Source organism: Streptosporangium sp. NPDC006007, from assembly GCF_040614315.1.
GTDB lineage: Bacteria > Actinomycetota > Actinomycetes > Streptosporangiales > Streptosporangiaceae > Streptosporangium.
On record NZ_JBEXUG010000003.1, the window covers coordinates 204023 to 229511 of the forward strand.

The 25489-nt window shown below is 71.4% G+C and carries 23 protein-coding genes; 15 read left to right on the forward strand and 8 right to left on the reverse strand.

Translation table 11 applies throughout. The features are described 5' to 3' along the window. The first annotated feature begins 316 nt into the window (after positions 1-316). Both raiA and ABZ194_RS03865 read left to right on the forward strand, forming a co-directional pair. A complete protein-coding gene (gene raiA / locus ABZ194_RS03860) occupies positions 317-991 on the forward strand; it encodes a ribosome-associated translation inhibitor RaiA (RefSeq protein ID WP_355591976.1) in 675 nt (224 codons plus the stop codon). Between the two features lie 95 nt (positions 992-1086). Further along, positions 1087-1791 carry a response regulator transcription factor gene (locus tag ABZ194_RS03865; protein ID WP_355591978.1) on the forward strand — a complete coding sequence of 235 codons (705 nt, stop codon included), beginning with the start codon at positions 1087-1089 and terminating at the stop codon, positions 1789-1791. A 101-nt stretch (positions 1792-1892) separates the two neighbouring features. Here ABZ194_RS03865 and ABZ194_RS03870 read toward each other — a convergent pair whose 3' ends face one another. After that, positions 1893-3095, reverse strand: coding sequence for a crosslink repair DNA glycosylase YcaQ family protein (locus tag ABZ194_RS03870; RefSeq protein ID WP_355591980.1), 1203 nt, complete (start codon positions 3093-3095; stop codon positions 1893-1895). A gap of 526 nt (positions 3096-3621) precedes the next feature. On the opposite strand from ABZ194_RS03870, the gene secA reads away from it, so the two are divergent. Continuing rightward, entirely contained in the window at positions 3622-6420 is a 2799-nt protein-coding gene (secA, locus tag ABZ194_RS03875) for a preprotein translocase subunit SecA (protein ID WP_355591983.1), read from the forward strand. Between the two features lie 81 nt (positions 6421-6501). On the opposite strand, the gene ABZ194_RS03880 is transcribed toward secA, so the two are convergent. The 3 genes from ABZ194_RS03880 to ABZ194_RS03890 form a co-directional block, all read right to left on the reverse strand. Beyond that, on the reverse strand, positions 6502-7029 hold the full coding sequence (locus tag ABZ194_RS03880) for an Rv3235 family protein (RefSeq protein WP_355591985.1): 528 nt from the start codon (positions 7027-7029) through the stop codon (positions 6502-6504). 234 nt (positions 7030-7263) lie between these two features. Next, a complete protein-coding gene (locus ABZ194_RS03885) occupies positions 7264-8601 on the reverse strand; it encodes a PTS transporter subunit EIIC (RefSeq protein ID WP_355591987.1) in 1338 nt (445 codons plus the stop codon). 80 nt (positions 8602-8681) lie between these two features. Further along, positions 8682-9422: a GntR family transcriptional regulator gene (locus tag ABZ194_RS03890; protein WP_355591989.1), complete on the reverse strand. Its 741-nt coding sequence runs from the start codon at positions 9420-9422 to the stop codon at positions 8682-8684. Between the two features lie 162 nt (positions 9423-9584). On the opposite strand from ABZ194_RS03890, the gene ABZ194_RS03895 reads away from it, so the two are divergent. The 6 genes from ABZ194_RS03895 (at position 9585) to ABZ194_RS03920 (ending at position 15275) form a co-directional block, all read left to right on the forward strand. Continuing rightward, positions 9585-10619: an SIS domain-containing protein gene (locus tag ABZ194_RS03895; protein ID WP_355591992.1), complete on the forward strand. Its 1035-nt coding sequence runs from the start codon at positions 9585-9587 to the stop codon at positions 10617-10619. Between the two features lie 52 nt (positions 10620-10671). Further along, the gene (locus ABZ194_RS03900; protein ID WP_355591994.1) at positions 10672-10908 is read left to right on the forward strand and encodes a glucose PTS transporter subunit EIIB; all 237 of its coding nucleotides are present in this window, start codon (positions 10672-10674) and stop codon (positions 10906-10908) included. Between the two features lie 79 nt (positions 10909-10987). Continuing rightward, positions 10988-11434, forward strand: a complete 447-nt coding sequence (locus ABZ194_RS03905; protein WP_355591996.1) for a PTS glucose transporter subunit IIA — start codon at positions 10988-10990, stop codon at positions 11432-11434. A 357-nt stretch (positions 11435-11791) separates the two neighbouring features. Next, positions 11792-12049: an HPr family phosphocarrier protein gene (locus ABZ194_RS03910; protein ID WP_355591998.1), complete on the forward strand. Its 258-nt coding sequence runs from the start codon at positions 11792-11794 to the stop codon at positions 12047-12049. Beyond that, entirely contained in the window at positions 12046-13740 is a 1695-nt protein-coding gene (ptsP, locus tag ABZ194_RS03915; RefSeq protein ID WP_355592000.1) for a phosphoenolpyruvate--protein phosphotransferase, read from the forward strand. The genes ABZ194_RS03910 and ptsP overlap by 4 nt, the downstream gene beginning before the upstream one ends. 188 nt (positions 13741-13928) lie before the next feature. After that, positions 13929-15275, forward strand: a complete 1347-nt coding sequence (locus ABZ194_RS03920) for a glycoside hydrolase family 3 protein (protein ID WP_355592002.1) — start codon at positions 13929-13931, stop codon at positions 15273-15275. A 6-nt stretch (positions 15276-15281) separates the two neighbouring features. Here the strand turns inward: ABZ194_RS03920 and ABZ194_RS03925 are convergent, their stop codons facing one another. The 3 genes from ABZ194_RS03925 to ABZ194_RS03935 all read right to left on the reverse strand — a co-directional run bounded on the left by ABZ194_RS03925 (position 15282) and on the right by ABZ194_RS03935 (position 20332). Next, a complete protein-coding gene (locus ABZ194_RS03925; protein WP_355592004.1) occupies positions 15282-15407 on the reverse strand; it encodes a hypothetical protein in 126 nt (41 codons plus the stop codon). Positions 15408-15475: 68 nt separating this feature from the next. Then, the gene (locus ABZ194_RS03930) at positions 15476-19909 is read right to left on the reverse strand and encodes a cation-translocating P-type ATPase (RefSeq protein ID WP_355592006.1); all 4434 of its coding nucleotides are present in this window, start codon (positions 19907-19909) and stop codon (positions 15476-15478) included. A 135-nt stretch (positions 19910-20044) separates the two neighbouring features. Further along, positions 20045-20332, reverse strand: coding sequence for a hypothetical protein (locus ABZ194_RS03935; protein WP_355592008.1), 288 nt, complete (start codon positions 20330-20332; stop codon positions 20045-20047). On the opposite strand from ABZ194_RS03935, the gene ABZ194_RS03940 reads away from it, so the two are divergent. Further along, complete coding sequence (locus ABZ194_RS03940) at positions 20331-20492, forward strand: hypothetical protein (protein WP_355592010.1); 162 nt, start codon at positions 20331-20333, stop codon at positions 20490-20492. The two genes, ABZ194_RS03935 and ABZ194_RS03940, sit on opposite strands and share 2 nt — an antisense overlap. Before the next feature lie 3 nt (positions 20493-20495). Next, positions 20496-20963, forward strand: coding sequence for a hypothetical protein (locus ABZ194_RS03945; RefSeq protein ID WP_355592012.1), 468 nt, complete (start codon positions 20496-20498; stop codon positions 20961-20963). Between the two features lie 414 nt (positions 20964-21377). On the opposite strand, the gene ABZ194_RS03950 is transcribed toward ABZ194_RS03945, so the two are convergent. Beyond that, on the reverse strand, positions 21378-22580 hold the full coding sequence (locus ABZ194_RS03950; RefSeq protein ID WP_355592184.1) for an acyl-CoA dehydrogenase family protein: 1203 nt from the start codon (positions 22578-22580) through the stop codon (positions 21378-21380). 81 nt (positions 22581-22661) lie between these two features. On the opposite strand from ABZ194_RS03950, the gene ABZ194_RS03955 reads away from it, so the two are divergent. From ABZ194_RS03955 to ABZ194_RS03970, 4 genes are all read left to right on the forward strand, one after another. Further along, positions 22662-23306 (forward strand): HAD family phosphatase, encoded by a 645-nt coding sequence (locus ABZ194_RS03955; RefSeq protein WP_355592014.1) that lies wholly within the window; start codon positions 22662-22664, stop codon positions 23304-23306. A gap of 100 nt (positions 23307-23406) precedes the next feature. Next, entirely contained in the window at positions 23407-23913 is a 507-nt protein-coding gene (locus ABZ194_RS03960; RefSeq protein WP_355592186.1) for a hypothetical protein, read from the forward strand. Positions 23914-23978: 65 nt separating this feature from the next. Beyond that, on the forward strand, positions 23979-24611 hold the full coding sequence (locus tag ABZ194_RS03965; RefSeq protein ID WP_355592016.1) for an HAD hydrolase-like protein: 633 nt from the start codon (positions 23979-23981) through the stop codon (positions 24609-24611). Between the two features lie 90 nt (positions 24612-24701). Then, positions 24702-25421: an HAD hydrolase-like protein gene (locus ABZ194_RS03970; protein WP_355592188.1), complete on the forward strand. Its 720-nt coding sequence runs from the start codon at positions 24702-24704 to the stop codon at positions 25419-25421. Positions 25422-25489: the final 68 nt, after the last annotated feature.

Genomic DNA, 25489 nt, shown 5'->3' on the forward strand with positions numbered 1-25489 from the left:
CGGATAGCGTCTGAGCCATGGCACCCGCTCGGGTCCGTGGTTGCGCCGGACCGACCCCCCCAGGGGAGTCGGCCTGGCTAGCCGATGCCAGCCGCAGGCCAAACGGTCCACGTAAGACGACTTCTCGTCGGTCGATCACGGTGCGGCTTAGAGGTAAGTCCTGCCTTCCCGGGGAGCCAGATGTTCCTCGTCAGAAGAGAAGGGCATGTAGTGGCAAAGAGCTGCGAAACCCTCAGCAGGCGGATGTGGGGACGAAGACCAGGTCGGCCGAGCGGGTGCCGCTAGTACCACCGTCGGGATTCGAAGGGGGCTGTGCATGGAAATCATCGTCAAGGGTCGGCACACCGGAGTGAGTGACCGATTCCGCGACCACGTGACGACCAAGCTGGCCAGGATCGAGCGCCTGGACAACAAGCTCATCAGCGTTGATGTGGAGGTGACCAGGGAAACCAACGGCCGCATCAACGGCCCGCGGGAGCGGGTCGAACTCACCATCCACTCACGCGGTCCCGCCGTGCGGGCCGAGGCCGCGGCCGACGACCGCTTCACCGCCCTCGACATGGCGATGGGAAAGCTTGAGGGAAGACTCCGGCGCCTCGCCGACCGACGCAAGATCCACCACGGCAACCACTGTCCCCCCTCCGTCGCCGAGCTCACCGCCACCGCGCTCGCCCAGTCCTTCGAGGCCGAGGCCGAGGCCGTCCAGCCCCGCCCCGTGTCCCCGCACAAGCCGGCCGCGGTGGCCGAGGCCGAGGCCGACCTCTTGGAGGATCGGGCCGTCGTCCCGATCGAGATGGAGGGCGACGGGCCGCTGGTGGTCCGCGAGAAGCACCACAAGGCCGACCCGATGACCATCGACCAGGCGCTCCTGGAGATGGAGCTGGTCGGCCACGACTTCTACCTTTTCCGTGACAAGGAGAGTGGGCAGCCGAGCGTCGTGTACCTCCGGCAGGGCTACAACTACGGCGTGTTGCGGCTCGTCGAACCCTGAACGGACGCGTTCGAAGATCCTCTCCGACCAACCCCAGGACCGGAAACCCGTGTAATCATGGCGGTCCAACGGCTCTGGCCCCCCGAGGAGGAGGCGTGACGGAATCCGACGAGGCGACCCGCCCTGCCAGGCGAGGTGACCCGATCCGCGTGCTGATCGTCGACGATCACGCGCTGATCCGCCGAAGCCTGGAGATGGCGCTGGCCGCGGAGGCGGACATCGAGGTGGTCGGTGAGGCCAGCGACGGTCAGGAGGCGGTCGAGCTCGCCGACCGCCTCACCCCGGACGTCATGCTCATGGACGTCCGGATGCCCCGCAGAAGCGGCATCGAGGCCACCCGTGAGATCAAGGCATCGGTGCCGAGCACACGGATCATCATGCTCACCGTGAGCGACGAGGAGGAGGATCTCTTCGAGGCGATCAAGGCGGGTGCCACCGGCTATCTGCTGAAGAACGTGCAGCTCGACGAGGTCCCCGAGGCGGTGCGCGGGGTCCACGAAGGGCAGTCGCTGATCAACCCGGCGATGGCGGCCAAGCTCATCACGGAGTTCGCCAACATGAGCCGCAAGGAGGCCGAGCGGCCCCCCCAGCTTCCCGTCCCCCGACTGACGGACCGGGAGATGGAGGTGCTCCGCCTGGTCGCAAAGGGCATGAACAACCGTGATATCGCCAAGCAACTGTTCATCTCCGAGAACACCGTGAAGAACCACGTCCGCAACATCCTGGACAAACTGCAACTCCACTCCCGGATGGAGGCGGTCGTCTACGCGGTCCGCGAGCGAATGCTCGAAATCACCTGAGGGATCCGTGGGTGGTGGCCGGCCCACCGGGCACCACCCACACGTCCCAGTCCTAGCAGCCCCACCCCTTCCGGGGTCCGGCGGTTCGCCGGTCCCGGGTCTCAGCGGGCCAGAGCCCTCCCAAGGGGCGCCGCCAGGTCCGGGTCCACCCGCTCGACCCGGATGTCGTCGCAGCCGACCCAGCTCGCCGCCTCCCGCAGGGCGTCGGCCAGCGACTCGGCGGCCCCACGCCGGTTGACCCCGGGTTCGAGGCCGATCTGACGCGCGACGAGAGTGGACCCCTCCCGGGCGGGGTCGATCCGGCCTATCAGCCGGCCTCCGGCGAGGACGGGCATGGCGAAGTAGCCGTGGACCCGCCGATCCCTCGGGACGTACGCCTCCAGGCGGTGGGTGAAGCCGAACACGCGGGCGGTGCGGGCCCGGTCCCAGACCAGGGAGTCGAACGGCGAGAGCGGTGTGGTGCGGTGGCGGCCCCGGGGCTCGCTCCGCAGGGCGGCCGGGTCGGCCCAGGCGCTCGCCGACCGCTCGGGCCAGCCGGAGACGCGCACCGGGACGAGACCGGCGGCGCCGTCGAGCAGCGCCCTGTCCAAAAGGGCGCCCTCGGGGAGCTTGAGGCGGAGGAAGTCGACGAGGTCGGCGCGGGTGGCGACGCCGAGCGCCCGCCCGGCGATCCCGGCGAGGCGGCCCACGCACTCCGCGTCGGTGAGATCCTCGGCCAGCAGGTGGGCGGGGACCGCGCGCTCGGCCAGGTCGTAGACGCGGCGCCAGCCGCTACGGCGGGTGCAGACCACCTCGCCGGTGTTCAGCAGCCACTCGACGGCGATCTTCGAGTCGGACCAGTCCCACCAGGCGCCGCCGTTCTTGGCGCCCCCCATGTCGGTCGCGGTCAGCGGGCCGTTCTCGCGGACCTGGTCGAGCACCTTGTCCACGTCGGCGGGCAGGGCGTGCCAGTGCTGTTTCCTGGCGCGGAAGTATCTGCGCCGGAAGGCGTAGAGGGGCCAGTCGCCGATCGGCAGCACGCAGGCGGCGTGGCACCAGTACTCGAAGGCGCGGGCGGGGTCGTCCCAGTAGGCCAGCTCGACCTGCCGTCTGCCGACCGCGCCGAGCCTGGCGTAGGCGACGAGCTCGTGGGAACGGGCCAGGACGGAGATCGTGTCGAGCTGGACCGCTCCCAGCCGGCGCAGGGTCGCCGCGGCCCCGCCGCGGCGGGCGTCGGCGCCCAGGAGGCCCTGGGCGCGCAAAATGATCCGGCGGGTCTCGCCGGCGGAGAGCTCCAGTGTCGCGGCCGGTCCGGGAGGCGTCATGGCCGGTCCGGGGAGAGGGCCGGCGCGGGGGCCGGAAGGCGGGCGGGGAAGGGAGGCCGGGAGGGGGCCTGGGAGGAGGCCTGGGAAGGGGCCTGGGAGGGGAAAGGTGTCGGCATGATGCGGAGGCTAGCGCGCCGCACCGACGAAAAGGCTACGCCGGTGTCCTTCGAGTGGGCCCCGCCGGGCCGTACGGCGTGCGCGGGGCGCCCGCCACGACATCCTCGAAGACCTGGAGGGCGAGGGCGGGGATCCCGCCCATGACGTGGACGGCCGAGACGGTGTCCCCCGGTTCGCGACGCGCCGGAGGCCTCCGGTTGTCGCGATACGCGTGGGCAAACCGGCATACCCTTTAGGGTGAGTACTACTCCCTATAAAAAGGACGCTGGGAACTCCGTGGACGCGAAGAGCGTCTTTCAGGGTGGCTGTGTCCGGTGGTAGAACCGCCTACGATGGCAGCGGAGAACCATGTCTCGTCCTCATCCGGGCCCGTCCGGCCGCGGAAGACCTGCGAGGAGCTTTACCTAAAGTGCCAGCCTTTCTCGATAAGATTCTTCGCGCAGGCGAAGGCAAGCTTCTGCGTAAGCTCAAGCGGATCGCCGACCAGGTCAACTCCATTGAGGACGACTTCACGAGCCTGACCGACGCCGAGCTCCGCGCACTCACCGCGGAGTACAGGCAGCGCCATGTCGACGGCGAGTCCCTCGACGACCTGCTTCCCGAAGCCTTCGCCACCGTCCGTGAGGCCTCCCGGCGTGTGCTGGGCAAACGCCACTTCGACGTGCAGATCATGGGCGGGGCCAACCTGCACATGGGCAACATCTCCGAGATGCGCACCGGTGAGGGCAAGACCCTCACCTGTACGCTCCCCGCCTACCTCAACGCGCTCTCCAGCAAGGGCGTCCACGTCATCACGGTCAACGACTACCTGGCCAAGCGTGACGCCGACGAGATGGGCCGGATCCACCGCTTCCTCGGTCTGGAGGTGGGCGTGATCCTGGCGAACATGCCGCCGGACGAGCGTCGCAAGCAGTACAACTCGGACATCACCTACGGCACGAACAACGAGTTCGGCTTCGACTACCTGCGCGACAACATGGCCTGGTCGCTGGAGGAGTGCGTCCAGCGCGGCCATAACTTCGCCATCGTCGACGAGGTCGACTCGATCCTCATCGACGAGGCCAGGACGCCGCTGATCATCTCCGGCCCCGGCGAGCAGTCCGGCAAGTGGTACGCCGAGTTCGCCAAGATCGTGCCCCGGCTCCGCAGGGGCACCGAGGGCAAGGACGGCGAGGAGAACACCGGCGACTACTCCGTCGACGAGAAGAAGCGCACCGTGGGCATCTTCGAGTCGGGCGTGGAGAAGGTCGAGGACTGGCTGGGGATCGACAACCTCTACAAGCCCGAGCACACCCACCTGGTCGGCTTCCTCAACAACGCGCTGAAGGCCAAGGAACTCTACAAGAAGGACAAGGACTACATCGTCGTCGACGGTGAGGTCCTGATCGTCGACGAGTTCACCGGCCGAGTCCTGCACGGCCGCCGCTACAACGAGGGCATGCACCAGGCCATCGAGGCCAAAGAGAGCGTAAAGATCAAGGACGAGAACCAGACCCTCGCCACGATCACGCTGCAGAACTACTTCCGCATCTACGCCACGCTGTCCGGCATGACCGGCACTGCGGCCACCGAGGCCAACGAGTTCCACCAGACCTACAAGCTCGGCGTCGTCCCGATCCCGACGAACCGGCCGATGGTCCGCAAGGACCAGGCCGACGTGGTCTACAAGACCGAGGACGCCAAGTTCGTGGCCTGTGTCGACGACATCAAGGAGCGCTACGAGCGGGGCCAGCCGGTCCTGGTCGGCACCACCAGCGTGGCCAAGTCCGAGCGTCTGGCCAAGGAGCTCAAGCGCAAAGGCGTCAAGCACGAGGTTCTCAACGCCAAGAACCACGCGCGTGAGGCGGCGATCATCGCCGAGGCGGGTCGCAAGCACGCCGTCACGGTCGCCACCAACATGGCCGGCCGGGGCACCGACATCATGCTCGGCGGCAACCCCGACTTCCGGGCGGACTTCGAGCTGCGCGGCCGGGGCCTGGACCCGGTCGAGACCCCCGAAGAGTACGACAAGGCCTGGGCCGAGGCGCTGGAGAAGGCCAGGGAGGCCGTTCAAGCCGAGCACGACGAGGTCACCGATCTCGGCGGCCTCTACGTGCTGGGCACCGAGCGGCACGAGTCGCGGCGCATCGACAACCAGCTCCGCGGCCGATCGGGGCGCCAGGGCGACCCGGGCGAGTCGCGCTTCTACCTCTCGCTCGAAGACGATCTCATGCGCCTGTGCAACTCGGCCAGGGTCGAGATGATCATGACGCGGCTGAACATCCCGGACGACGTCCCGATCGAGTCGGGCATCGTCTCCAAGGCCATCGCCTCAGCTCAGCACCAGGTCGAGCAGCAGAACTTCGAGATCCGCAAGAACGTCCTGAAGTACGACGAGGTGATGAACCGGCAGCGCAAGGTGATCTACGCCGAGCGTCACCGGGTGCTGGCGGGCGCGGACCTGCACGAGCAGATCCGGGGCTTCATCAACGACGTGGTCGGTGAGTACGTCGCGGGTGCCACCGCCGAGGGCTTCGCCGAGGAGTGGGACCTCGACAAGCTCTGGAAGGCGCTCGGCCAGCTCTACCCGATCACCCTCACCGTCGACGGGGTGGCCGAGGAGGCCGGTGGCCGTGAGGAGCTCACCGCCGAGATCCTCGCCGACCAGGTCAAGGCCGACGCGATGGCCGCCTACGACCGCCGCGAGGAGGAGCTGGGCGCGGAGACCATGCGGGAGCTGGAGCGCCGGGTCATCCTGTCGGTCCTGGATCGCAAGTGGCGCGAGCACCTCTACGAGATGGACTACCTCCAGGAGGGCATCGGCCTGCGCGCGATGGCGCAGCGTGACCCCCTGATCGAGTACCAGCGCGAGGGCTTCGACATGTTCTCCCAGATGCTCGACGGCATCAAGGAGGAGTCGGTCGGCTATCTGTTCAACCTTGAGGTCGAGGTGCAGACCAACCCGATCGTCGAGGAGCACGACGCCCACGAGGACGAGTCGATCGCGGAGACCCGCTCCATCATCGCCCGGGGTCTGCGCGGTCCGCAGCGCCCCGCCGAGCTGGAGTACACCGCGCCCGGCGAGCGCGGTGAGGTCGAGCACACCAGGGTCAGCAGCAAGGCGGAGCGCGACGCCTACGGCAACGTCGAGCGCAACGCCCCCTGCCCCTGCGGCTCCGGCAAGAAGTACAAGCGCTGCCACGGCGACCCCAAGCACGTCGAGGCCTGATCACGGGCCGGGGAGAATCCACCCGGGGGGCCCGCACGGCTGTGCGGGCCCCCCGGCTTTCTCATGGGGGCGCCTCGGACGTCATGGGGTCGCCTCGAAGTCGGTGCAGAGCCAGCGCACGCCCCGCCGCTCCAGTCTCAGCGCCAGCCCCCGCGACCGGTCGCCGCAGTTCACCAGGACGCACATCTCCACCACCCCGTCTCCGGGCTGGGAGACGTGGGGCCGGCCGACCAGCGGCGGCCCGGAACAGTTGATGATCTTTCCGCTCCTGGCCAGCTCGGCGCCGGCCCGGTCGGTCAGGTGCGACAGGACACTCGAAGGGGCCCGCCTGCCCGCCAGCACCTCGGCGACGGCCTGGCCGAGGGCCCGCAGCCGGCGTTCGTCCGGGATCGCGCCCGGCGGTCCCCAGATCAGCGCGTGCCCCGCCTCGGCCTCGACCGGCGCGGGGTCGAAGGCGAGGGCGAGAGCCCCCTGCACGTACGGCGGGGCGCCGGGCCCGGCCGGAGTCAACGGAACGCCCGGGGACGGCCGCTCGTCGTCGTAGGGCGGTTCGGCCGTGGGGGAGGAGGCGAGGCGGGGCAGCGGCACCGGCCGTGGGGGGCGTGGCATGGACGGACTCCGGCGGTCGTCGGCGGAACGGACACAGCTATGAGTTTCCGGTCCACCGTCCAGATACGCCGATCGCCAGCTTCCGGCGGCACCCCGGTGTTTTACCCCGATCGGGGAGGAAAGATCGGCCCAAGCTGGATTGGTTCCAGCCGGTGACCGGACGGGTTACGGTGCCGGTCCCCCTCACCCGGGGCGTGGCCGGAACACGGCTCACCGGGCAGGGGACCAGCCCGCTCAGGGGGTGGGCGGCTGGGTGGTGGCCGTACCGGACGGAGGGTCGGCCTCCTGTGGTTCGCGGCCGGGGGTGGCGAGGTTCAGCCTCCTGATCAGGAAGCTGAACACGGTGTAGTAGATCACCGCGTAGATCAGTCCCATCACCAGGATGATTGGGACGTTCCGGGCGTTGGGGGCGGTGCCGTACAGGCCGAGGTCGATCAGCCCGGAGGAGAAGCTGAAGGCGAGCTTGGCGCCCAGAGCGGAGGCGACCGCGAGGGAGATGCCGGTCAGCACGATGTGCACCACGAACAGGATCGGGGCCACGAAGACGAAGGCGAACTCGATCGGTTCGGTGATGCCGGTGAGGAAGGCGGTGAGCGCGCCGGAGATCATGATCGAGCCGACCGCGGTGCGGCGGTGCGGCGGCGCGGCCCGCCAGATGGCGATCGCCGCGGCGGGCAGGCCGAACATGAGGACCGGGTAGAGCCCGGCCTCGAAGCCGCCGTAGCCCACGGCGCCGTTGTTGAAGCAGACCAGGTCGCCGGCGAGCTGTTTGCCGCCCACCACGCAGCCCGGGACCTGGGTCCAGACCACGTTGTTGACGATGTGGTGCAGGCCCAGCGGGAGCAGCGCGCGGTTGGCCATGCCGTAGACGCCCGCGCCCACCGTGCTGTTGGCGGCGAGCCAGTTGCCGAACGCGCCGAGCCGGCTGCCGATGACGGGCCAGACGACGCCGAAGATCACGCCGAGCACGAGCCCGGCGAAGGCGGTCAGGATGGGCACCAGGCGCCGGCCGCTGAAGAAGGCCAGCCAGGTCGGCAGCCTTGTCCGGTGGAAACGCTGCCAGAGCAGCGCGGAGACCAGGCCCATGACGATGCCGCCGAGCACCCGGGTCGGGTTCTGCGCCCCGAGGTCGAGCACCACGCCGGGGACGCCGGGGTGGGACCTGTCGAAGATCTCCGTGCTGATCGTCTCGCGGAGGCCGGCGTCGAACAGTTTGAAGAACATGGTCATGCTGACCGCGTGGAAGACGAGGTAGCCGACCAGCGCGGCGAGCGCGGTGGAGCCGTCGGACTTGCGGGCGAACCCGATCGCCACGCCGACCGCGAACAGCAGGGCGAGATTGTCGAAGAGGGTGCCGCCCGCCGTGCCGAGGATGTGCGCGACGTTGTCGAGCAGGACGTTGTCGGTCCGCCCCACCAGGTCGTCCTGCCCGAGCCGGAGCAGCAGGCCCGCGGCGGGCAGCACCGCGATCGGCAGCATGAGGGAGCGTCCCAGACGCTGTAGCACGGCCATCACGGCTGAGCCGGTCGGCGACGCGGCGGGGAGACCCGCGTCCGCTGAGAGGGAACTCATCGACTCTCCTTGAGCGTGGAGACCCCGGGCTTCAGCCGTGGGGAGGAAGTCAGCGGACTCCCCTCCGGAGGGGGAGGAGGTCAGGTACGGCGTACGGGTGTCTCCAGGGCCGTGCGGAGTTGGTAGCGGTCGGCACGGTAGGTGGATACCCCGAGTTCGGCGCAGACTCCCCCCGTGAACGAACGCCGCTGGAGCAGCAGGACCGCTCCGCCGCGTGGCAGCTTCAACAGGTCGGCGTCGCCCGGATCGGCGATGCCACCGTCGATGGTGAGCTCACCGGCGTCGAGGACCAGGCCGTAACGGCTTTCGAGCAGGGCGTACAGCGAGCGGCCCGTCAGGTCGTGGGTGTCGAGGTCGGGTGCGAGGGAGACCGGGATGTGGGCCCGCTCGACGCACATGGGCTCGGCGGCGGCGGTGCGGAGCCGTTCGATGAAGTGGACCTCGTCCCCCGGCCGGATGCCGAGTTCCCTGGCGAGGTACGCGCTGGCCCTGACCACCCGGCGGTCCAGATCGCGGGAGCCGGGCTCCATGCCGCGGGCGCGCATCTCGTCGCTGAACGAGGTCAGCCGGAGGGCCATCTCGATCTTCGGACGGGCCACGAAGGTGCCCTTGCCCGCGACACGCTGCAGCCTGCCCTCGGAGACCAGGTGGTCCACGGCCTGCCGTACCGTCATGCGGGACAGTCCGAAGCGCTGGCAGAGCTCGCGCTCGGAGGGGATCGCCGCCCCGATCGCCAGCTCCTCACTATCTACGAGGTCGAGCAGGATCTCCCTGAGCTGGAAGTACTTGGGAACCGGACTGTCGGGATCGATCTGGGCCACGGGATCCCTCCCCCTCTCGATCCGCGAAATGGAGATGAGTTATGGTTCGGCCTGTGGTCTAGTCCGGACTAGACCACAGGCCGGAAATGGGTGTCAATCTGCGGACCGGCGACGGATCGGTAACGGCCCGGCCGCCTCGATCCGAACGAAGGACGGCGCGAGATGACGACCAGGATGCGCAGCGAGATCGCCGAGCAGCCCGCCGCGCTGCGAGCCACGCTGGACGCCCTCCTCCCCCGGATCGGGGAGGTGGAACGGCTCGCGAGCCGGACACGCCGGCTGTTGTTCATCGCCCGCGGCACCTCCGACAACGCCGCAGTCTACGGCCGTTATCTCGCGGAGGCACACACCGGACGCCTGGCCACGCTCGCGGCGCCCTCGATCGCCACCGCCTACCGGCGCAGACTGGACCTCGACGGGGTGCTGGCCGTCGCGCTCTCCCAGTCGGGCAGGACCGAGGAGATCGTCGAGACCCTCGCCTGGGCCGGTGACTGCGGCGCCAGGACCGTGGCCGTCACCAACGGCGGCGAGCGGAGCCCCCTCGCCCAGAGCGCCGACCTGGCCTTGTGCACACTCGCCGGTGAGGAGAAGGCCGTCCCCGCCACCAAGACCTACACCACCCAGCTCGCCGCGCTGGCCGTGCTCTGTCTCGGCCTGGGCGCCGACGTCGACGCCGCCGACCTGCGACGGGTGCCGGACGCGGTGGAGAGGCTGATCTCCGATCCGGGAGACCTGGAGCCGGTCGTCGAGGGGCTGGCCGACAAGCCGGGCGTGGTGGTCTCCGGCCGGGGCCTGGCCTTCTCCACCGCGCTGGAGCTGGCGCTCAAGCTCAAGGAGGCGTGCTACCTGCACGCCATGGGCCTGTCCTACGCCGACCTGCTGCACGGCCCGATCGCCGTGGTCGACCGTGACACCCCCGCCATCCTGGTCGCGGCGGCCGAGGGGCCGACGCTGGCCGGCACCGTGGCCCTCGCCGAGCGGGTCACCGGCGCCGGGGCCCCGGCCTTCACCGTCGGCGGAGGTCCCGCGCTCGCCGCGGTCTCCAGCGCCGCGCTGAACGGCCCCGACCTGCCCGAATGGGTCGCCCCGCTCGGCCTGATCGTCCCCGGGCAGCTGCTGACCGAGGCCCTCGCCCGCAGGCTCGGGATCGATCCGGACGCGCCACGAGGTCTCAACAAGGTGACACGGACCGACTGATCGACCGGTCTCGTTTAGCCTGATCACAGACCGATGACGACTGGAGGGCGATATGGCGGCTGACGCCGGCGCGATCATCGCGGGACTCGGTGGCGTGCAGAACATCATTGAGATCGAACCCTGCATCACCCGGCTCCGCACCGAGGTGCGCGACGCGGCCAAGGTCGATCAGGCGGCACTCAGGGCGGCCGGCGCGCACGGGGTGATGACCGCGGGCAACGTCGTCCAGGTGGTCGTGGGTCCCGAGGCGGACACGATCGCCAGTGACATCGAGGACATCATCGGCTGAGAGTGCCGGGTACCCTCCCCGTTCCCACGGTCCCCCACGCCACGGAGACGAGGATGGGGAGCGGAAGACGGGGGGAGTGATGACCACAGTTCTGGCCCCGGTCGCGGGGACGGTCGTGGAGCTGGGAGCGGTGCCCGACCCGGTGTTCTCCGAGGGGCTGGTCGGGCCGGGGACGGCCGTCGAGCCGGTCAGGGAGCCGGGCCGGGCGGTCGCGCCCATCGCCGGTAGGATCGCCAAGCTGTACCCGCACGCGTTCGTCGTCGTCGGCGACGACGGCAGGGGGGTCCTGGTTCACCTGGGCGTCGACACCGTCCAGCTCAAGGGCGAGGGGTTCGAGCTGCTCGCGTCCGAGGGTGACCGGGTGAGCGCGGGTCAGCCCGTGCTCGCCTGGAACCCCGCCGAGGTCGAGGCGGGCGGTCGCTCCCCCGTCTGCCCGGTGGTGGCGCTGGACGCGGAGCCGGCCGCCGTCACCACGCTCGCCGAGGGCTCGGTGCGTGCGGGGGACGAGCTCTTCCGGTGGATATGAGCCCGGCCGGCGGGGCGGCCGGGCACGGTCCGCCGGCCGGGAGGTTCCCGCCGGCGGCCGGCCGGTCATCCTTCGATCCGGCCCGCTCCGTCGTCTTCGAAGATTCGATCGCCGGGATTGCGGCGGCCAGGGCCGTGGGTATGACACGCGTGGGTCCGGCGACGACCCCCGCGGGCACGGAGCCCGATGCGAGGTCGAGGAGGTCGAGCACGCCCACGTCCGACGGCCCCCGCGGGCATGGAGCCCGGCCGAGGCGGATCTCGTGGTCACCGGCCCGACACGGGGCGAGTGGCCTCCATGCACCATCCAACGGGCCCGGAGATCTGGACCACCGGGCCGATCCCTCAGGAGGAACACGTGGCCGAGCGCCAAGTCACCGTCGAGTCCGAGGTCGGTCTGCACGCCCGCCCCGCCGCGACGTTCGTGCGGACCGCGGCCAAGGCGCCCCTGGAGATCACCGTCGCGAAGGGGGGCGGCCCGCCGGTGAACGCCAAGAGCATCCTCGCGGTTCTCTCGCTCGACGTCCGGCAGGGGGACACCGTGGTGATCAAGGCCGAGGGTGAGGGTGCCGACCGGTTGCTGGACGAGCTCGCCCTCATCGCGTCGGCGCCGTGAGCGTCGGCGCGGTGAACACGCTCTCGGGGGTGGGGGTGAGCCCCGGGGTCGGGTTCGGGCCCGGCTACGTCGTCTCGCGTGAGGTCCCCGCGCCCGAGCCCGGTGCCCGCCACGACGGGGACGCCGGGGCGGAGCGCGCCAGGGCCGTCGGGGCGCTGGAGCGGGTCGCCACCGGCCTGGAGTGGCGGGGGGCGCGGGCCGCCGGCCCGGCCCGGGAGATCCTGGAGGCGCAGGCGCTGATGGCGCGCGACCCGGGCCTGGCCGTCGAGGTGGCCGAGCTGGTCGACGGGGGTGCCACCGCCGCCCGAGCGGTCTACGAGACGTTCGGCCGGTACCGCGAGCTGATCGTCGGGGCCGGGGGATACCTCGGGGAGCGCGCCGCGGACCTGGACGACGTCAGGGACCGGGTCGTCGCGGTGCTGGAGGGCCTGCCGGTGCCGGGCCTGCCGTCCCACGCGGCGCGGCCGTACGTTCTCATCGCCCGTGACCTGGCGCCGGCCGACACCGCGATGCTGTCCAGGGACGTGGTGGCCGCCTTCGTCACCGAGCAGGGCGGCCCGACCAGCCACACCGCGATCCTCGCCCGGGCGATGGGTGTGCCGGCCGTCGTGGCCTGCCCGGGGGCGACCTCGATCAAGCCGGGCACACCGGTGCTGGTGGACGGGGCCTCCGGCCGGGTGAGGGCCGCGCCCTCGGACGACGAGGTGGTCACGGTGACGCGGGCCGCCGCGGCCGGGGAGGCCGTGCTCACCGCCGCGACCGGACCGGGGGCGACCGCCGACGGGCACGCCGTGCCGCTGCTGGCCAACATCGGCGGGCCGCGCGACGTGCGGGACGCGCTGAAGTACGGTGCCGAGGGCATCGGGCTCTACCGGACCGAGTTCCTCTTCCTGAACCGGACCACGCCGCCGTCCGAGGAGGAGCAGGTGGCGGCCTACCTGGAGGTGCTCGACGCCTTCCCCGGCAGCCGGGTGGTGGTGCGGACGCTCGACGCGGGGGCGGACAAGCCGCTGGCCTTCCTGCCGCAGGATGAGGAGTCGAATCCGGCGCTGGGGCAGCGCGGCATCCGCCTCTTCCGGAAATATCCGGAAATCGCGAGCGGGCAGCTCGGAGCCCTGGCCCGCGCTGCCTCCCAGTCCTCGGCCAAGCTCCAGGTGATGGCCCCGATGGTGGCCGTCGCCGAGGAGGTCGCCTGGTACGCGGCGGCCTGCAAGGACGCGGGCCTGCCGTCCGCGGGGGCGATGATCGAGATCCCCTCGGCCGCCCTGCGCGCCTCCGACCTGGCCGTGGAGGCGGACTTCCTGTCGATAGGGACCAACGACCTGGCCCAGCACACCTTCGCCGCCGACCGCCGGCTGGGCGCGCTGATCACATTGCAGGACTCCTGGCAGCCCGCGCTGCTCGACATGATCGCCCTGGCCCTGGCGGGCGCCGCCGAGCGCGGCAGGCCGTGCGGCGTCTGCGGGGAGGCGGCGGCCGATCCGGCCCTCGCCTGTGTGCTGGTCGGGCTCGGCGTCACCTCGCTGTCGATGGCGTCCCCCTCACTGCCCGCCGTACGGGCCGCGCTGTCGCGGCACACCCGCGAGCAGTGCCTGCTGGCCGCCCGAGCCGCGCGCGCCGCGCACTCCGCGCAGGAGGCGCGCGCCGCGGCCCGCTCGCATCTGCCGGACCTGGACGCGCCGGCTCGCTGAGGGCCGATCGGCCCGGCCCTCGGTCCTCCGGTCCTCCGGTTCTCCGAGAGGCTGTCCATCCGGGGCCGAGGGCAGGGGGTGATGCGGAGGGGCAGGGTGGGGGCGCGGGTGGGGCCGCGGCGGGACGCGGTGGGCGGGGGCGGTGGGATACGGCGTGTCCACTCGCCCACGCGGATACCGTGGGGCCCATGGTTCGGTGCATTCGCAGGACGGGTCTTGTGGTGGTCGCGACGGTGGTGGCCGGATGTGCCGCCCCGGGGGCGACCACGCCGGCCGGGTCCGTCTCGGGGGAGCGCCCCTCGGTGAGCACGGCTCCGGCTGAGTCCCCGCGGCCCGTGACGCCTCCGGCGGCGATCCCGGCGGCGACCCCGGCGGCCTCCGCTCCGCCCGAGGTGGAGGCGGTGCTCGCACGGATGAGCGTGGAGGAGAAGGTCGGCCAGCTCTTCATGCCGGTGCTGTACGGCTCGGCGGCGGACACCTCGTCGGGGGAGAACCAGGCGCGGTTCGGCGTGGACACCCCGGCCAAGGCGGTCGCCAAGTACCGGCCGGGCGGGGTGATCCTGTTCCCCTGGGCGGACAACGTCAAGAACGTCCGTCAGGTCGTGGCGCTGACCAACGGGCTGCAGGAGGCGTCTCCCGAGATCCCCCTGCTGATCGGCGCCGACCAGGAGAACGGCAGGGTCTCCCGCCTCGCGCCGCTGGTCACCGACCTGCCCGGCGCCTCGACCATCGGCGCGGTCGGCGACCCCTCGCTGGCCCGCAAGGCCGCCAGGGTGACGGGCGTCGAGTTGAGGGCGCTGGGCGTCAACCTCGACTTCGCCCCGGTCGCCGACGTGAACGTCAACCCGCGTAACCCGGTGATCGGCCCCCGCGCCTACGGCTCCGACCCGAGGAGGGTGGCGTCGATGGTCGCCGCCGCGGTCAAGGGCTTCCACGACGCCGGGATCGCCTCCACGGCCAAGCACTTCCCGGGCCACGGCGACACCAACGTGGACAGTCACTCCGGGCTGCCTGTGATCCGGCATTCCCGGTCACAGTGGGAGAAGCTGGACGCGCCGCCGTTCGCCGCGGCCATCGGGGGGAACATCGACGCGATCATGAGCGCCCACGTGGTCATGCCCAGGCTCGACCCGTCCGGCGATCCGGCCACGCTCTCCAAGCCGATCCTGACCGGGCTGCTGCGCCAGAGGCTCGGCTTCGACGGGGTCGTCTCGACCGACGCGCTCGACATGGCCGGGGTGCGCAAGAAGTACGGCGACGGCCAGGTGGCCGTGCGTGCCGTCCAGGCCGGGGTGGACCTGCTGCTGATGCCGCCGGACTACCCCAAGGCGTACCGGGCGGTGCTGGCCGCGGTGCGATCCGGGAAGATCTCCACCGCGCGGCTCGACCAGTCCGTCCGGCGGCTGCTGAAGCTCAAGGCCGCCAGGGGGTTGCTGAGGAGGGCCCCGGTCGCGGACGCGGACCGGGCCGAGCGGGTGCTGCGCTCTCCGGAGCATCGCGGGGTCGCCCGGCTCATCAACGATCGGGCCCGCTGACGGGGGTCAGGAGGGCTGGAGGCCGCCGCGCCGGATCATCGAGAGCACGAGCGCCTGGACGACGCGCATGACGATCGCTTCGAGCAGGAGGACGGTCGCCCTGGTGAGCACCGAGGCCAAGAATCCGGACATAGCAACCTCACATTGATAAATCACTCTTATTGTGATGATTGCGGACAAATCTATACGAAGCGACGATGTCAGGTTGCTGTTTGGTTAACGTTCGATGACGTTCCACGGGTCAGCGGTTCGACCGCCACCCCGATGAGCGTGGTGACGCAGGCGCTTCCGAGCGCGATGCCCCAGCCGACCGGCCCAAGGGGACGGCAGCCGAAGAACCCGCAGAGACCGGGCAGGGAGACGCTCGCGCCCAGCACGCTGAGGGAGACGAGCACCGCCAGCGCGACCACCCGATCCCGGCCGCCCGCGACCAGGGTCTGGAACAGCTGCGCCGACACCAGCGCCACCAGTCCGATGGTGTTCGCCCGGCTCCGCGTGCCGGTGACCCGCCCGATCGACCAGGCCGCGCCGGCCGCGGCCGCCGTGGTGGCGGCGCGCAGATAGATGTCACGGGTCAGGGAGGCGCCCAGCGAGGCCTCGGGACCCTCGGCGAGCAGCCGCTCCGGGCTGGTCGACGCCGGAGGCCGGACGGCCACCGCCATCGCGGGCAGCATGTCGGTGAGCAGGTTCACCAGGAGCAGCTGGCGGGCGTTCAGCACGTTCCTGCCCGTGAGCAGGCTGGATCCGACCGCGAAGACGATCTCGCCGACGTTGCCGCCGAGCAGGATGCTCAGCGCGTCGCGGACCGAACTCCACATGGCCCGGCCCTCGATGATCGCGTCGACGATCGTCTCGACGCGGTCGTCGGTCACCACGACGTCGGCGGCGGCCCTGGCCGCCGGTGTGGCACGGGAGCCGAGGGCGATTCCCACGTCCGCGACGCGAATGGCCGGAGCGTCGTTGGCGCCGTCGCCGGTGACCGCCACGACCCTGCCGGAGCGGCGCAGGCAGGAGACGATCCTGACCTTGTGCGCCGGAGTGGTCCTGGCGAAGACCGTCACGCCGGGCTCCGTCCCCGTCAGCTCCTCCGTCAGGGCCTCGTCGTCGAGCCCGTCCAGCTCGGGGCCGGTCATGATCCGCCCGCCGTTCAGCACGCCCAGCTCCACGGCGATCGCCTCCGCGGTGCTCGGATGGTCGCCTGTGATCATGGCTACCCGGACCCCCGCCCGCATCAGGCGGCCGACGCTCTCGGCCGCCGTGGGCCGTACCGGGTCGGTCAGGCAGAGAAAGCCCAGGAAGGTCAGCCCCTCGACGCGGGACTCGTCGAGGTCACGGCGGTCGGAGGCGGGACGCTCCGCCACCGCCAGCACCCGGAAGCCCTGCTGGGCGAGCCGGTCCACCTCCTTTTCGAGCTCCGCCCTGAAGGGGTCGGTGAGCGAGATTGTCTCCTCGTCGCGCAGGAGGTTCGAGCAGCGGGTGAGCACGGCCTCCGGGGCGCCCTTGACGCTCAGCACATGCTCCGCCGGCCCCAGCCCGAGCACCGCGTGATAGCCGCGCCCCGGTTCGAAGGGCATCTCGTCGATCCGCCGCCAGGTGCCCAGCCCCTCCTCGGGCGTCACCCGCAGCCGCCCGGCGCCGTCCACCACGGCGCGGTCCGTGGGGTGCGGGATGGCCCGGCCCCGGCCGTACCGGGGGCCCGCGCGCAGCCCGGCGGCCACCACCCGCCTCAGCTCCGGCGGCAGCGCCTCGGCGGAATGCTCGATGCGCCCGTCCGAGACGTACCGCAGGCTGATGCGCCCCTCGGTCAGCGTCCCCGTCTTGTCGAAACAGAGCACGTTCACCCGGCCGAGGGCCTCGATCGTGGAGGGGTTGGGCACCAGGGTGTTCCTGGTCGACAGCCGCCGGGCCGCGGCCAGCTCGGCGACCGAGGCGACGAAGGGCAACCCCTCGGGCACCGAGGCGACGGCCAGGCTCACCGCCGGCGCGAGCGCCTCCGACATCGACCTGCCGCGCAGCAGGTCCGCGGCCAGCAGGACGAGGCCCGAGCCGATCGCGACCGGCAGAACCCGCCGGTTCAGCGCCCGCAGCCGGAGCTGAACGCCGGTCGGCGGGCGCCGCTCCGAGGCGAGCCTGGCGGTGCGCGCCGCCTCGGTCGCCTCGCCCGCGGCCACGACCACGGCGAGCCCGTGACCGGCCGCCACCGTCGTGCCCTGGTAGACCATCGAACTGCGCTCGGCGACGGCGGAGGCGCTGACCGGGGCCGGTGACTTCGTGACGAGCATGGACTCGCCGGTCAGCCCGGCCTCGTCGATCTCCAGCCCCATCGCGGTGAGCACGCGGCAGTCGGCCGGTACGGCGTCGCCCGCCCGCAACTCGACGACGTCCCCCGGTACGAGATCGTCGGCGGTCGCCCCCGTGCCCGTCCCGGCGCTCGTCTCGGTGGCCTCGTGGGGATCCGCCCCGTCCGGGCGGCGCAGCCGTACGCGGTCCGCGACCGTCTCGGTGAGGCGGTGCAGCGCCCGGTCCGCCGCGAACCGCTGGCCCCCGCCGATGAGCGCGTTGATGACCACGACCGCGGCTATCAGCACCCCGTCCGAGACCGAGCCGACCAGGGCCGACACGCCCGCCCCCGCCCCCAGCACCGGGGTCAGCGGGTTGGCCAGCTCCGCCATGGACGCGCGGAACAGCGAGTCGGCGCCGTCCGGCGTCCCGGCGGGCCGGGCCGTCCTGCGCTTGGCGGCGTCCGCCTCGGTGATCCCGCTGGGCGACGAGCCGAGCCGGGACAGCACGTCCTCGACCGGCATGGCGTGCCAGGGGGTGGGATCGGCGCTGACCGGGGGCGCCTCGTCGCCGGCGTTACGGCCCGCCCACTCACCCATGGCGATCGCGGCCAGCGCGGTGCCGTCGTTCACCAGCTGCGCCCTGCGCACCGTCGCCGAACGGGGGGCGGTGGCCGTCAGCGCGGCCCCGGCGGCGGCTCCCGCCACGCTGAGCCGTACGCACCGCTCGCTCGTCCGCCTCGCCGGTGCCAGGCAGCTCAGCAGCAGGTGGACCGTGTCGAGCTCGCCGATGACGTCCGCGTCCCAGGGCACCCGTCCCGGCAGGGACGGCACGCCGATGCCCAGATCCGCCTGGGCCAGCGCGGAGGTGGAGCGTTCCGAGACCACGGCCACCCCGTGACCGTCGGCCTGGAGCGCTTGAATCCAGGTGGTCAGCCGATTACCGCCCGGCACGATCCCGTCGGCGCCCAGCCGTGGGCCGAGCCCTGGATTCTCTCCGGCCAGGACCACGGCGCAGGTGCCCCTCACCGCCGTGACCAGGGCATCGGCCAGCGGGTGGACCTCAGGCGCCAGACCGGCCAGGGCGACCACGACCCCCCGCCTCGTCACGACCAGGGGGCGCAGGCCCCGGGCCCGCCACTCCTCGGCGTCGGCCGGGCCGAGGCCGGTCGGCGCCTCCGGATCGGCCGGTGGCTCGGTCACCCACACGCCGTGCTCCCGCCGCGTGGCGGGAGCGTCGAAGTCGATCAGACTGTAGAGCAGGGCGTGCAGTTCGTCGGCGGCCACGTCCTCGGCGAGGGGCACCACGCGGTCGATCGTCCAGGAGCCCGTGCCGAGCAGACCCGCGTCCAGGACGACCGTGTCGATGCCGTCCATGCGGCGCAGCGCGTCGCTGTTGAGCACGACCGCGCCGCGCCGTGCCAGAGCACGCCCGACCGCGCCGGCGAAGGCCTCGCGGCCGACCTTCGCGGCCTTGGGCGTCGCCGCGACCATCATGGCGAGTCCCCGTCGCCGGCTGCCGCTGAGCACCCGCGTCAGCGCGGAGGTGCCCAGCGCCGCCGGGCTCACGGTGCGCTCGAACCGCTCCACCGGGCTGTGGGCCATGGGGGCCGGGCGCGGCCTCTTGGCCGTCCGGGTGTGGCGGTAGGCGCCCTTCCTGGCGGCCAGGTCCCGCGCGTGAGCCTCCCACGCCTGCCGTGACTCACGGGCCTCCACGTATCTGCCGGCCGCGGAGACGGACTGCACCAGCAGCCCCAGCGGGCGCAGCGCGAGCGTGTGGGTGACGATGTTCGCCGTGGTGAACAGGGTGCCGGTGGCCCGGTGGCCGATCCGGCGCTCCAGCCCGGCACGGACCGCCGGGGTGGATTCCGCCAGGTGCAGCAGGGTGGGGACGGCGGGGGAGAGCGCCGGTAGGTGCGCCACCCGCCCGGCCAATGCCAGACCTGTTCCGATCAGGCTCGCGCCGAGCCGGATGCCGGCACGCGTGTGCTGCTCCACCAGCGTGGAGATGGACGGCCCCGGAGCCTCCTCGCCTTCGGGCTCCTCGCCGTCGAGTTCGTCGATGATCGACAGGAGTCCGTCCAGGTCGACCGAGTCGCTGTCGCCCCCCACGAAGACGGCGCCGAGGGCGCCGTTGACCTCCACCCGCTCGACCCCGTCCAGCACGAGCAGCAGCTCTTCGAGCCGCCGGGCCGGCCGCTCGGTGCCCGGACCGCCGATCACGCGCAGGTCGACGTGGAATCCACCAGAACAGGCCCGTACCGCGCGGGGACGCGGCAGCACGTTCCGGACGGCGCCGGGCACGACCTCCCACAGCGTTTCGGCGGAGAGCGTGAGCACACGCGACAGGAACATTCGGTTCTCCAGCGGAAGGGAAACATTCGGGCAGGGCCGGGGTGGCAGCGGGCACAGCACACCCCGGCCGGGGCGGCAGCGGGCACAGCACACCCCGACACCTCTCCGAGCGGGCGCGTCACCGCGCCGCCGCGATCAGCGGGACGCGCTCGCGTGGTCCGTGACGCCCGCTGTCCGGGAGACCGGCCGCGTGGGACGATCCTTCCGCCGGGCACGCTGGGCGATCATCGTGCCGATCCCGATGGCGGCCGCCACCGGCCACTCGATCAGCCCCACCACCGCGAGCGCGCCGAGGCCCCCGTAGTAGGCCATGCGCTCAGCCGGCGGCAGGAACGACTTGGCGACGTCGACCGCCTGGCCGGCCTCCTGCCGGTTGACGTGCGGCAGATGAAGGTGCGGAGGCCGTAGCTGGACGGTCAGCATGGGCAGGTTCAGCGTGAGCGAGGCGCCGTCGTGCCCGTTCTCCGCGAACCGCTGCTCCGTGGCCGTCCGTGTGGCGACCGTCCCCGCCGGAGGCTTCTGCGCGGTGGGCCTCTCGGCCTTGCGCGCGGTGTTCCGCTGCTGCGCGGTGGTCGCCCGTTGACGTGTGGTGGCCCTCTGCTGCGCGGTGGTCGCCCGCCGGGTCGTGGTCCGCGCCGCGCTCCGCGCCGTACCCGTAACCGCCCTGGCCGCTCCGGCCGTGGCCCTCTTCGCGGCGGCCGCCCCCGCCTTCGCCGCTCCGGTGGCGGTCTTCTTCGCCGCGGCTGCTCCGGTGGCGGCCTTCCGTGCGGTGGTTGTCCCGGTGGCGGCCTTTCTCGCGGTGGCCGCTCCGGTCGTGGCCTTCTTCGCGGTGGCTCTCCCGGCTCCCGCGGTGGTCTTCCTGGCGGTCGTCTTTCCCGCCGTGGTCTTTCCGGCGGCGGCTCTTCCCGCGGTGGCCGTTCCGGCGCCGGCCTGCTCCGTCCCGGCCGCCTTGGCCGTGGTTCTCCGCGTGGCAGGCTTCCGGGCCGTGGATCTCGGCTCGGCGGGCGTGGTGGACTTCGACGTCGTACGGCTGCGTGTCTCGCGAACCGTCTGACTTACGGTCATGGCCCCTCCTCACAGGAGTCGAGGAATCGGTTCAAGTGGTGTTCGTGAGCGGCGTGGACCGCCTCTCACGTGCTGTTCTCTGGCTTTGGGGCCATCTTCATAATCTTCCTCGAACCGGAGTCCTGAAACTCGCCCCAACCTCAGAATCGGACACAGGGGCGGAAAACTATCTCTCTTTGGGTGTCTGATCCCATACGGAACGTCACCGCGAAAGGAGGTGGAACAGCCGGCGGGGAACCACCCTGAGAGCCGTCGCCGGAAGCGGTCAGGGCCATGGCCGGGAGCGCGCAGAGGCCGGTGAGGAGGGCCATGGCCGAGGCCGGTCAGGGGCCGGCGAAAGTGTGGGGAAGAGGCCGGAAAGGCGCCGCCGGGGCGGCCGGGAGGAGAGGCGGGGGCCGGGCGGTCAGGAGAGGTAGGGCTTGAGCTCGCGGCGGGCCACGGCGCGGATGTGCACCTCGTCGGGGCCGTCGAAGATGCGCATCGCGCGGGCCTGGGCGTACATCATGGCGAGCGGGACGTCGTCGCAGACCCCCATGCCGCCGTGGACCTGGATGGCGCGGTCGATGACCTCGCAGGCCATCCGGGGGGCGACGACCTTGATGGCCGAGATCTCGGCCGCGGCGGCCTTGGCGCCGACGGTGTCGATCAGCCAGGCGGCCTTCAGGGTGAGCAGCCGGGCCTGCTCGATGGCCACCCGGGACTCGGCGATCTGCTGCTGCACGACGCCCTGCTGGGCGAGGGTCTTGCCGAAGGCCACGCGGTTGGCGGCGCGGGCGCACATCAGCTCCAGGGCACGCTCGGCCATGCCGACGGCACGCATGCAGTGGTGGATCCGCCCGGGGCCCAGGCGGGCCTGGGCGATGCGGAAGCCGTCGCCCTCCTTCGCGATCAGGTTCGAGGCGGGCACCCGTACGCCGGTGAAGACGATCTCGGAGTGGCCGTGCTGCTCCTGATATCCGAAGATCGGCAGATGGCGGACCACCTCCACGCCCGGGGTGTCCATCGGAACCAGGATCATCGACTGCCGGCGGTGCGCGGGCGCGTCGGGGTCGGTCTTGCCCATCACGACCATGATCTCGCAGCGCGGATCGGCCGCGCCGCTGATGAACCACTTACGGCCGTTGATCACGTACTCGGCGCCGTCACGGGTGATGGAGGTGGAGATGTTGGTCGCGTCGCTGGAGGCCACCCCGGGCTCGGTCATCGCGAACGCCGAACGGATCTCACCGGCGAGCAACGGCTCAAGCCAGCGGGACCGCTGCTCGGGCGAACCGAACATGTGCAGGAGTTCCATGTTCCCGGTGTCCGGAGCGGCACAGTTCAGCGCCTCGGGAGCCAGATCGATGGAACGGCCCGTGACCTCGGCCAGGCTGGCGTAGTCGAGCACCGACATGCCTGACTCATCGGGTAGAAACAGGTTCCACAGACCGCGCGAGCGGGCCTCGGACTTGAGCTCCTCGACGACCGGGGGAAGATCGTGGTTGTGATGCCCCCTGGTCAGCCGCCACTCGTGGTAGACCGGCTCCGCCGGATACACATGGGAGGCCATGAAGTCGGTCAGATTGGCGAGGTATTCCTCCGCCTTGGTGCTGAGCGCGAAGTCCATGGCCGCCAGTTTCGCACCACCCCTGGCCGGGGTGCTCATCGGCCATGCCTAACCTGTAACGGGTTTCACCAAGGAGATGAGATGTACAAGGGCGTGCTGATCGACTGGGCCGGAGTGCTCACCACGAGCATGTCCGAGGCGATCGCCGAGTGGATCTTCGCAGAACGGATCGACGCCGTCCGCTACCACGAGGTGATGCGCGAACTCATCGCCCACGCCTACCGGGGCTCGGAGCAGGGAGAGAACGGCATCCACGCGCTGGAGCGCGGCGAGATCTCCGGGCTGGAGTTCGAACGCGACCTGGCCGCCAGGCTGGTCACCCTGGACGGTGTGCCGCCGGTCGCCGAAGGGCTGCTGGCCAGGATGTTCGCCGGGTTCCAGCGAGTCGAGCCGATGTACGGCATGCTCCGCGAGGCCCGCGCCGCCGGGCTGCGGACCTGCCTGCTCTCCAACTCGTGGGACAACGAGTATCCCCGCCACGACTGGGAGGACCTCTTCGACGCGGTCGTGATATCGGGGGAGGTCGGCATGCGCAAGCCGGAGCCGAGGATCTTCGAGCACGCGCTCGGCGAGGTGGATCTGACCGGGCCCGAATGCGTGTTCATCGACGACATCGAGGCCAACATCACGGCCGCCCGTGCCCTCGGCATCGTCGGCGTGCACCACCGAGACCCCGACCTGACCATCACCGAGCTGGAGGGGCTCTTCGGCATGCCGCTGCGCTGACCCTCCAGGCTTCTCGCGGCGAGGTCCGCCGGGCTGGCACACTCGATGGGTGATCGGCGCCGAACCGGCGCCGATGTCGGAGAAACAGATCGAGGCATCGATGCGCGTCTACCTGCCGTGCACGCTCCCCGCGCTGGCCCGCGTGGTCACCGTGGGGGAGCTCGGCCCGGCCCCGCTGACCGGCTACGCGGTGACCCCCGCGTTGACCGAGTGGTACGCCTCGGGTGACACCGAGGAACTGGAGTATGTCGCCCTGACCGAGGCGGCCAGGGCTTCCCTGCGAATGCTGGCCGACGACCGGGCCGACGGGATCGAGGCGCCCGCCCGCCGGGTGGTGATCGCCGCCGACGTGGCCGACACGGACGTGACCGTCGGCGCCGACCTGGAGGAACGCGCCCGAGTCCGGCTGGCCGCCGCGGTCCCGCTGAGCAAGGTCGCCGCGGTCCACGTGGACGAGGTGGCCGCGATGAAGGACGTCGAGGCCGCCGTCACCGCGCTGCCCGCAGCCGACCGGGGCGACGACGACGCCCGGTTCGCCGTGGACGGCGCCGAGGCCAACGAGCTGCTCTGGTACGCCACCCAGGAGATAGCAGACCTGATCGGCTGAGGGGCCCCGGACCCGCCTCACGGGTGTTCACGCCGTGGGGCGGGCTGGTTACCCTTGAGGGCGACATGAGACACATCGTTTGGGACTGGAACGGCACCCTCTTCCACGACATCGACGCCGTGGTGGGCGCGACCAACGCGGTCTTCGAGCCCTACGGGCTCGGCTCCTACGACGTCGACGGCTTCCGCGCGGTCTACACCCGCCCCATCTGGGCGGCCTACGAGCGCATGCTCGGCCGCTCGCTCCTCGACGGCGAGTGGGAGAGACTGGACATCGGCTTCCACGACAACTACCACCGGCTGATGCTGGAGTGCGGCCTCGCCGCTGACGCGCTCTCCGCGCTGGAGGCGTGGCGGGCGGCGCAGGGCAGGCAGTCGCTGCTCTCCATGTGGGCGCACGAACGGCTGGTGCCCAAGGTCGCCGAGTTCGGCATCGACCACTACTTCACCAGAGTCGACGGGCTGCGCAGCGCCTCCGGAGGCCACAAGGCCGAGTCGATGGTGGAGCACATCGCGACACTGGGGGTGGACCCCGCCGACGTGCTCGTGATCGGCGACAGCGTGGACGACGCGCACGCCGCCCAGCACGTCGGGGCGCGGGCCGTCCTCTACACCGGTGGCATGACCAGCCGGACCGACCTCGCGGCGTTCGGCGTCCCCGTCGTGGACACCCTCGCCAACGCCCTCGACCACGCCTGACCCTCGACCGTGACGGTTTCGCCGTTGACGGCCGTCGGCGGGCGGCGGTAGCCGTACTCTGGGCATCCACCCCCATTTCCGGAGGCCACGATTAGCCGTCTCGTTCTCTGGAACGTCGATCTCACGCTGGTCGACGTGTCCATCGTCGCCCGCGAGGCGTACGCCGACGCCTTCCGCCAGGTCACCGGGCGCCCCCTGGTCAAGCTGACCCAGCACAACGGCCGCCCGGACTCGGAGATCGTCTTCGAGATGCTCGCCATCAACGGGATCGTCGCCGAAGACGCCCACCTCCCCAAGTTCCTGGACGCGCTGGCCGAGGCGTTCGGCGCCCGCCGCAAACGCCTGGCCAAGGAGGGGCGGATGATGTCCGGCGCGGTGGAGGCGCTCAAGGCCGTGGCGAGACTCGACGGCGCGGTTCAGTCGGTGCTCACCGGCACCATCAAGAGCAACGCCGTGCACAAGCTGACCGCCTTCGGCCTCGACAAGCACATCGACTTCGAGGTGGGCGGATACGGCGAGGAGGTCTACCCCAAGGCCACCCTGCTCCAGGTCGCCCAGGGCCGGGCCGGGAAGAAGTACGGCGCGATCTTCGACGGGAGCAACACCGTGATGATCGGCGACTCGGCCAGGGACGTCCAGGCCGCCAAGATCGCCGGAGCGTCGATGATCGCGGTGGCGTCCGGCCGCTCCCTCCCGGCCGCCCTCCGCGACGCGGGCGCCGACGTGATCCTCCCCGACCTCTCCAACCCGTCCGAGGTCGTCGCCGCCGTCGCCGGCCTCACCACCCCGGCCCGAGCCCGGCAGAGCTGACGACCTCGTTCACACCCCGAGCCCGCGATGAAGAAAACCGGCGTATACCCGCATGCGCGTCATTCCTT

Bases quoted from the DNA above. Each gene is read 5' to 3' on its own strand.
- raiA (WP_355591976.1), top strand. From the start codon at position 317: ATGGAAATCATCGTCAAGGGTCGGCACACCGGAGTGAGTGACCGATTC.
- ABZ194_RS03870 (WP_355591980.1), bottom strand. From the start codon at position 3,095: ATGACGCCTCCCGGACCGGCCGCGACACTGGAGCTCTCCGCCGGCGAG.
- ABZ194_RS03880 (WP_355591985.1), bottom strand. From the start codon at position 7,029: ATGCCACGCCCCCCACGGCCGGTGCCGCTGCCCCGCCTCGCCTCCTCC.
- ABZ194_RS03885 (WP_355591987.1), bottom strand. From the start codon at position 8,601: ATGAGTTCCCTCTCAGCGGACGCGGGTCTCCCCGCCGCGTCGCCGACC.
- ABZ194_RS03895 (WP_355591992.1), top strand. From the start codon at position 9,585: ATGACGACCAGGATGCGCAGCGAGATCGCCGAGCAGCCCGCCGCGCTG.
- ABZ194_RS03900 (WP_355591994.1), top strand. From the start codon at position 10,672: ATGGCGGCTGACGCCGGCGCGATCATCGCGGGACTCGGTGGCGTGCAG.
- ABZ194_RS03905 (WP_355591996.1), top strand. From the start codon at position 10,988: ATGACCACAGTTCTGGCCCCGGTCGCGGGGACGGTCGTGGAGCTGGGA.
- ABZ194_RS03920 (WP_355592002.1), top strand. From the start codon at position 13,929: ATGGTTCGGTGCATTCGCAGGACGGGTCTTGTGGTGGTCGCGACGGTG.
- ABZ194_RS03925 (WP_355592004.1), bottom strand. From the start codon at position 15,407: ATGTCCGGATTCTTGGCCTCGGTGCTCACCAGGGCGACCGTCCTCCTG.
- ABZ194_RS03930 (WP_355592006.1), bottom strand. From the start codon at position 19,909: ATGTTCCTGTCGCGTGTGCTCACGCTCTCCGCCGAAACGCTGTGGGAG.
- ABZ194_RS03940 (WP_355592010.1), top strand. From the start codon at position 20,331: ATGGGCAGGTTCAGCGTGAGCGAGGCGCCGTCGTGCCCGTTCTCCGCG.
- ABZ194_RS03935 (WP_355592008.1), bottom strand. From the start codon at position 20,332: ATGCTGACCGTCCAGCTACGGCCTCCGCACCTTCATCTGCCGCACGTC.
- ABZ194_RS03950 (WP_355592184.1), bottom strand. From the start codon at position 22,580: ATGGACTTCGCGCTCAGCACCAAGGCGGAGGAATACCTCGCCAATCTG.
- ABZ194_RS03955 (WP_355592014.1), top strand. From the start codon at position 22,662: ATGTACAAGGGCGTGCTGATCGACTGGGCCGGAGTGCTCACCACGAGC.
- ABZ194_RS03960 (WP_355592186.1), top strand. From the start codon at position 23,407: ATGCGCGTCTACCTGCCGTGCACGCTCCCCGCGCTGGCCCGCGTGGTC.
- ABZ194_RS03965 (WP_355592016.1), top strand. From the start codon at position 23,979: ATGAGACACATCGTTTGGGACTGGAACGGCACCCTCTTCCACGACATC.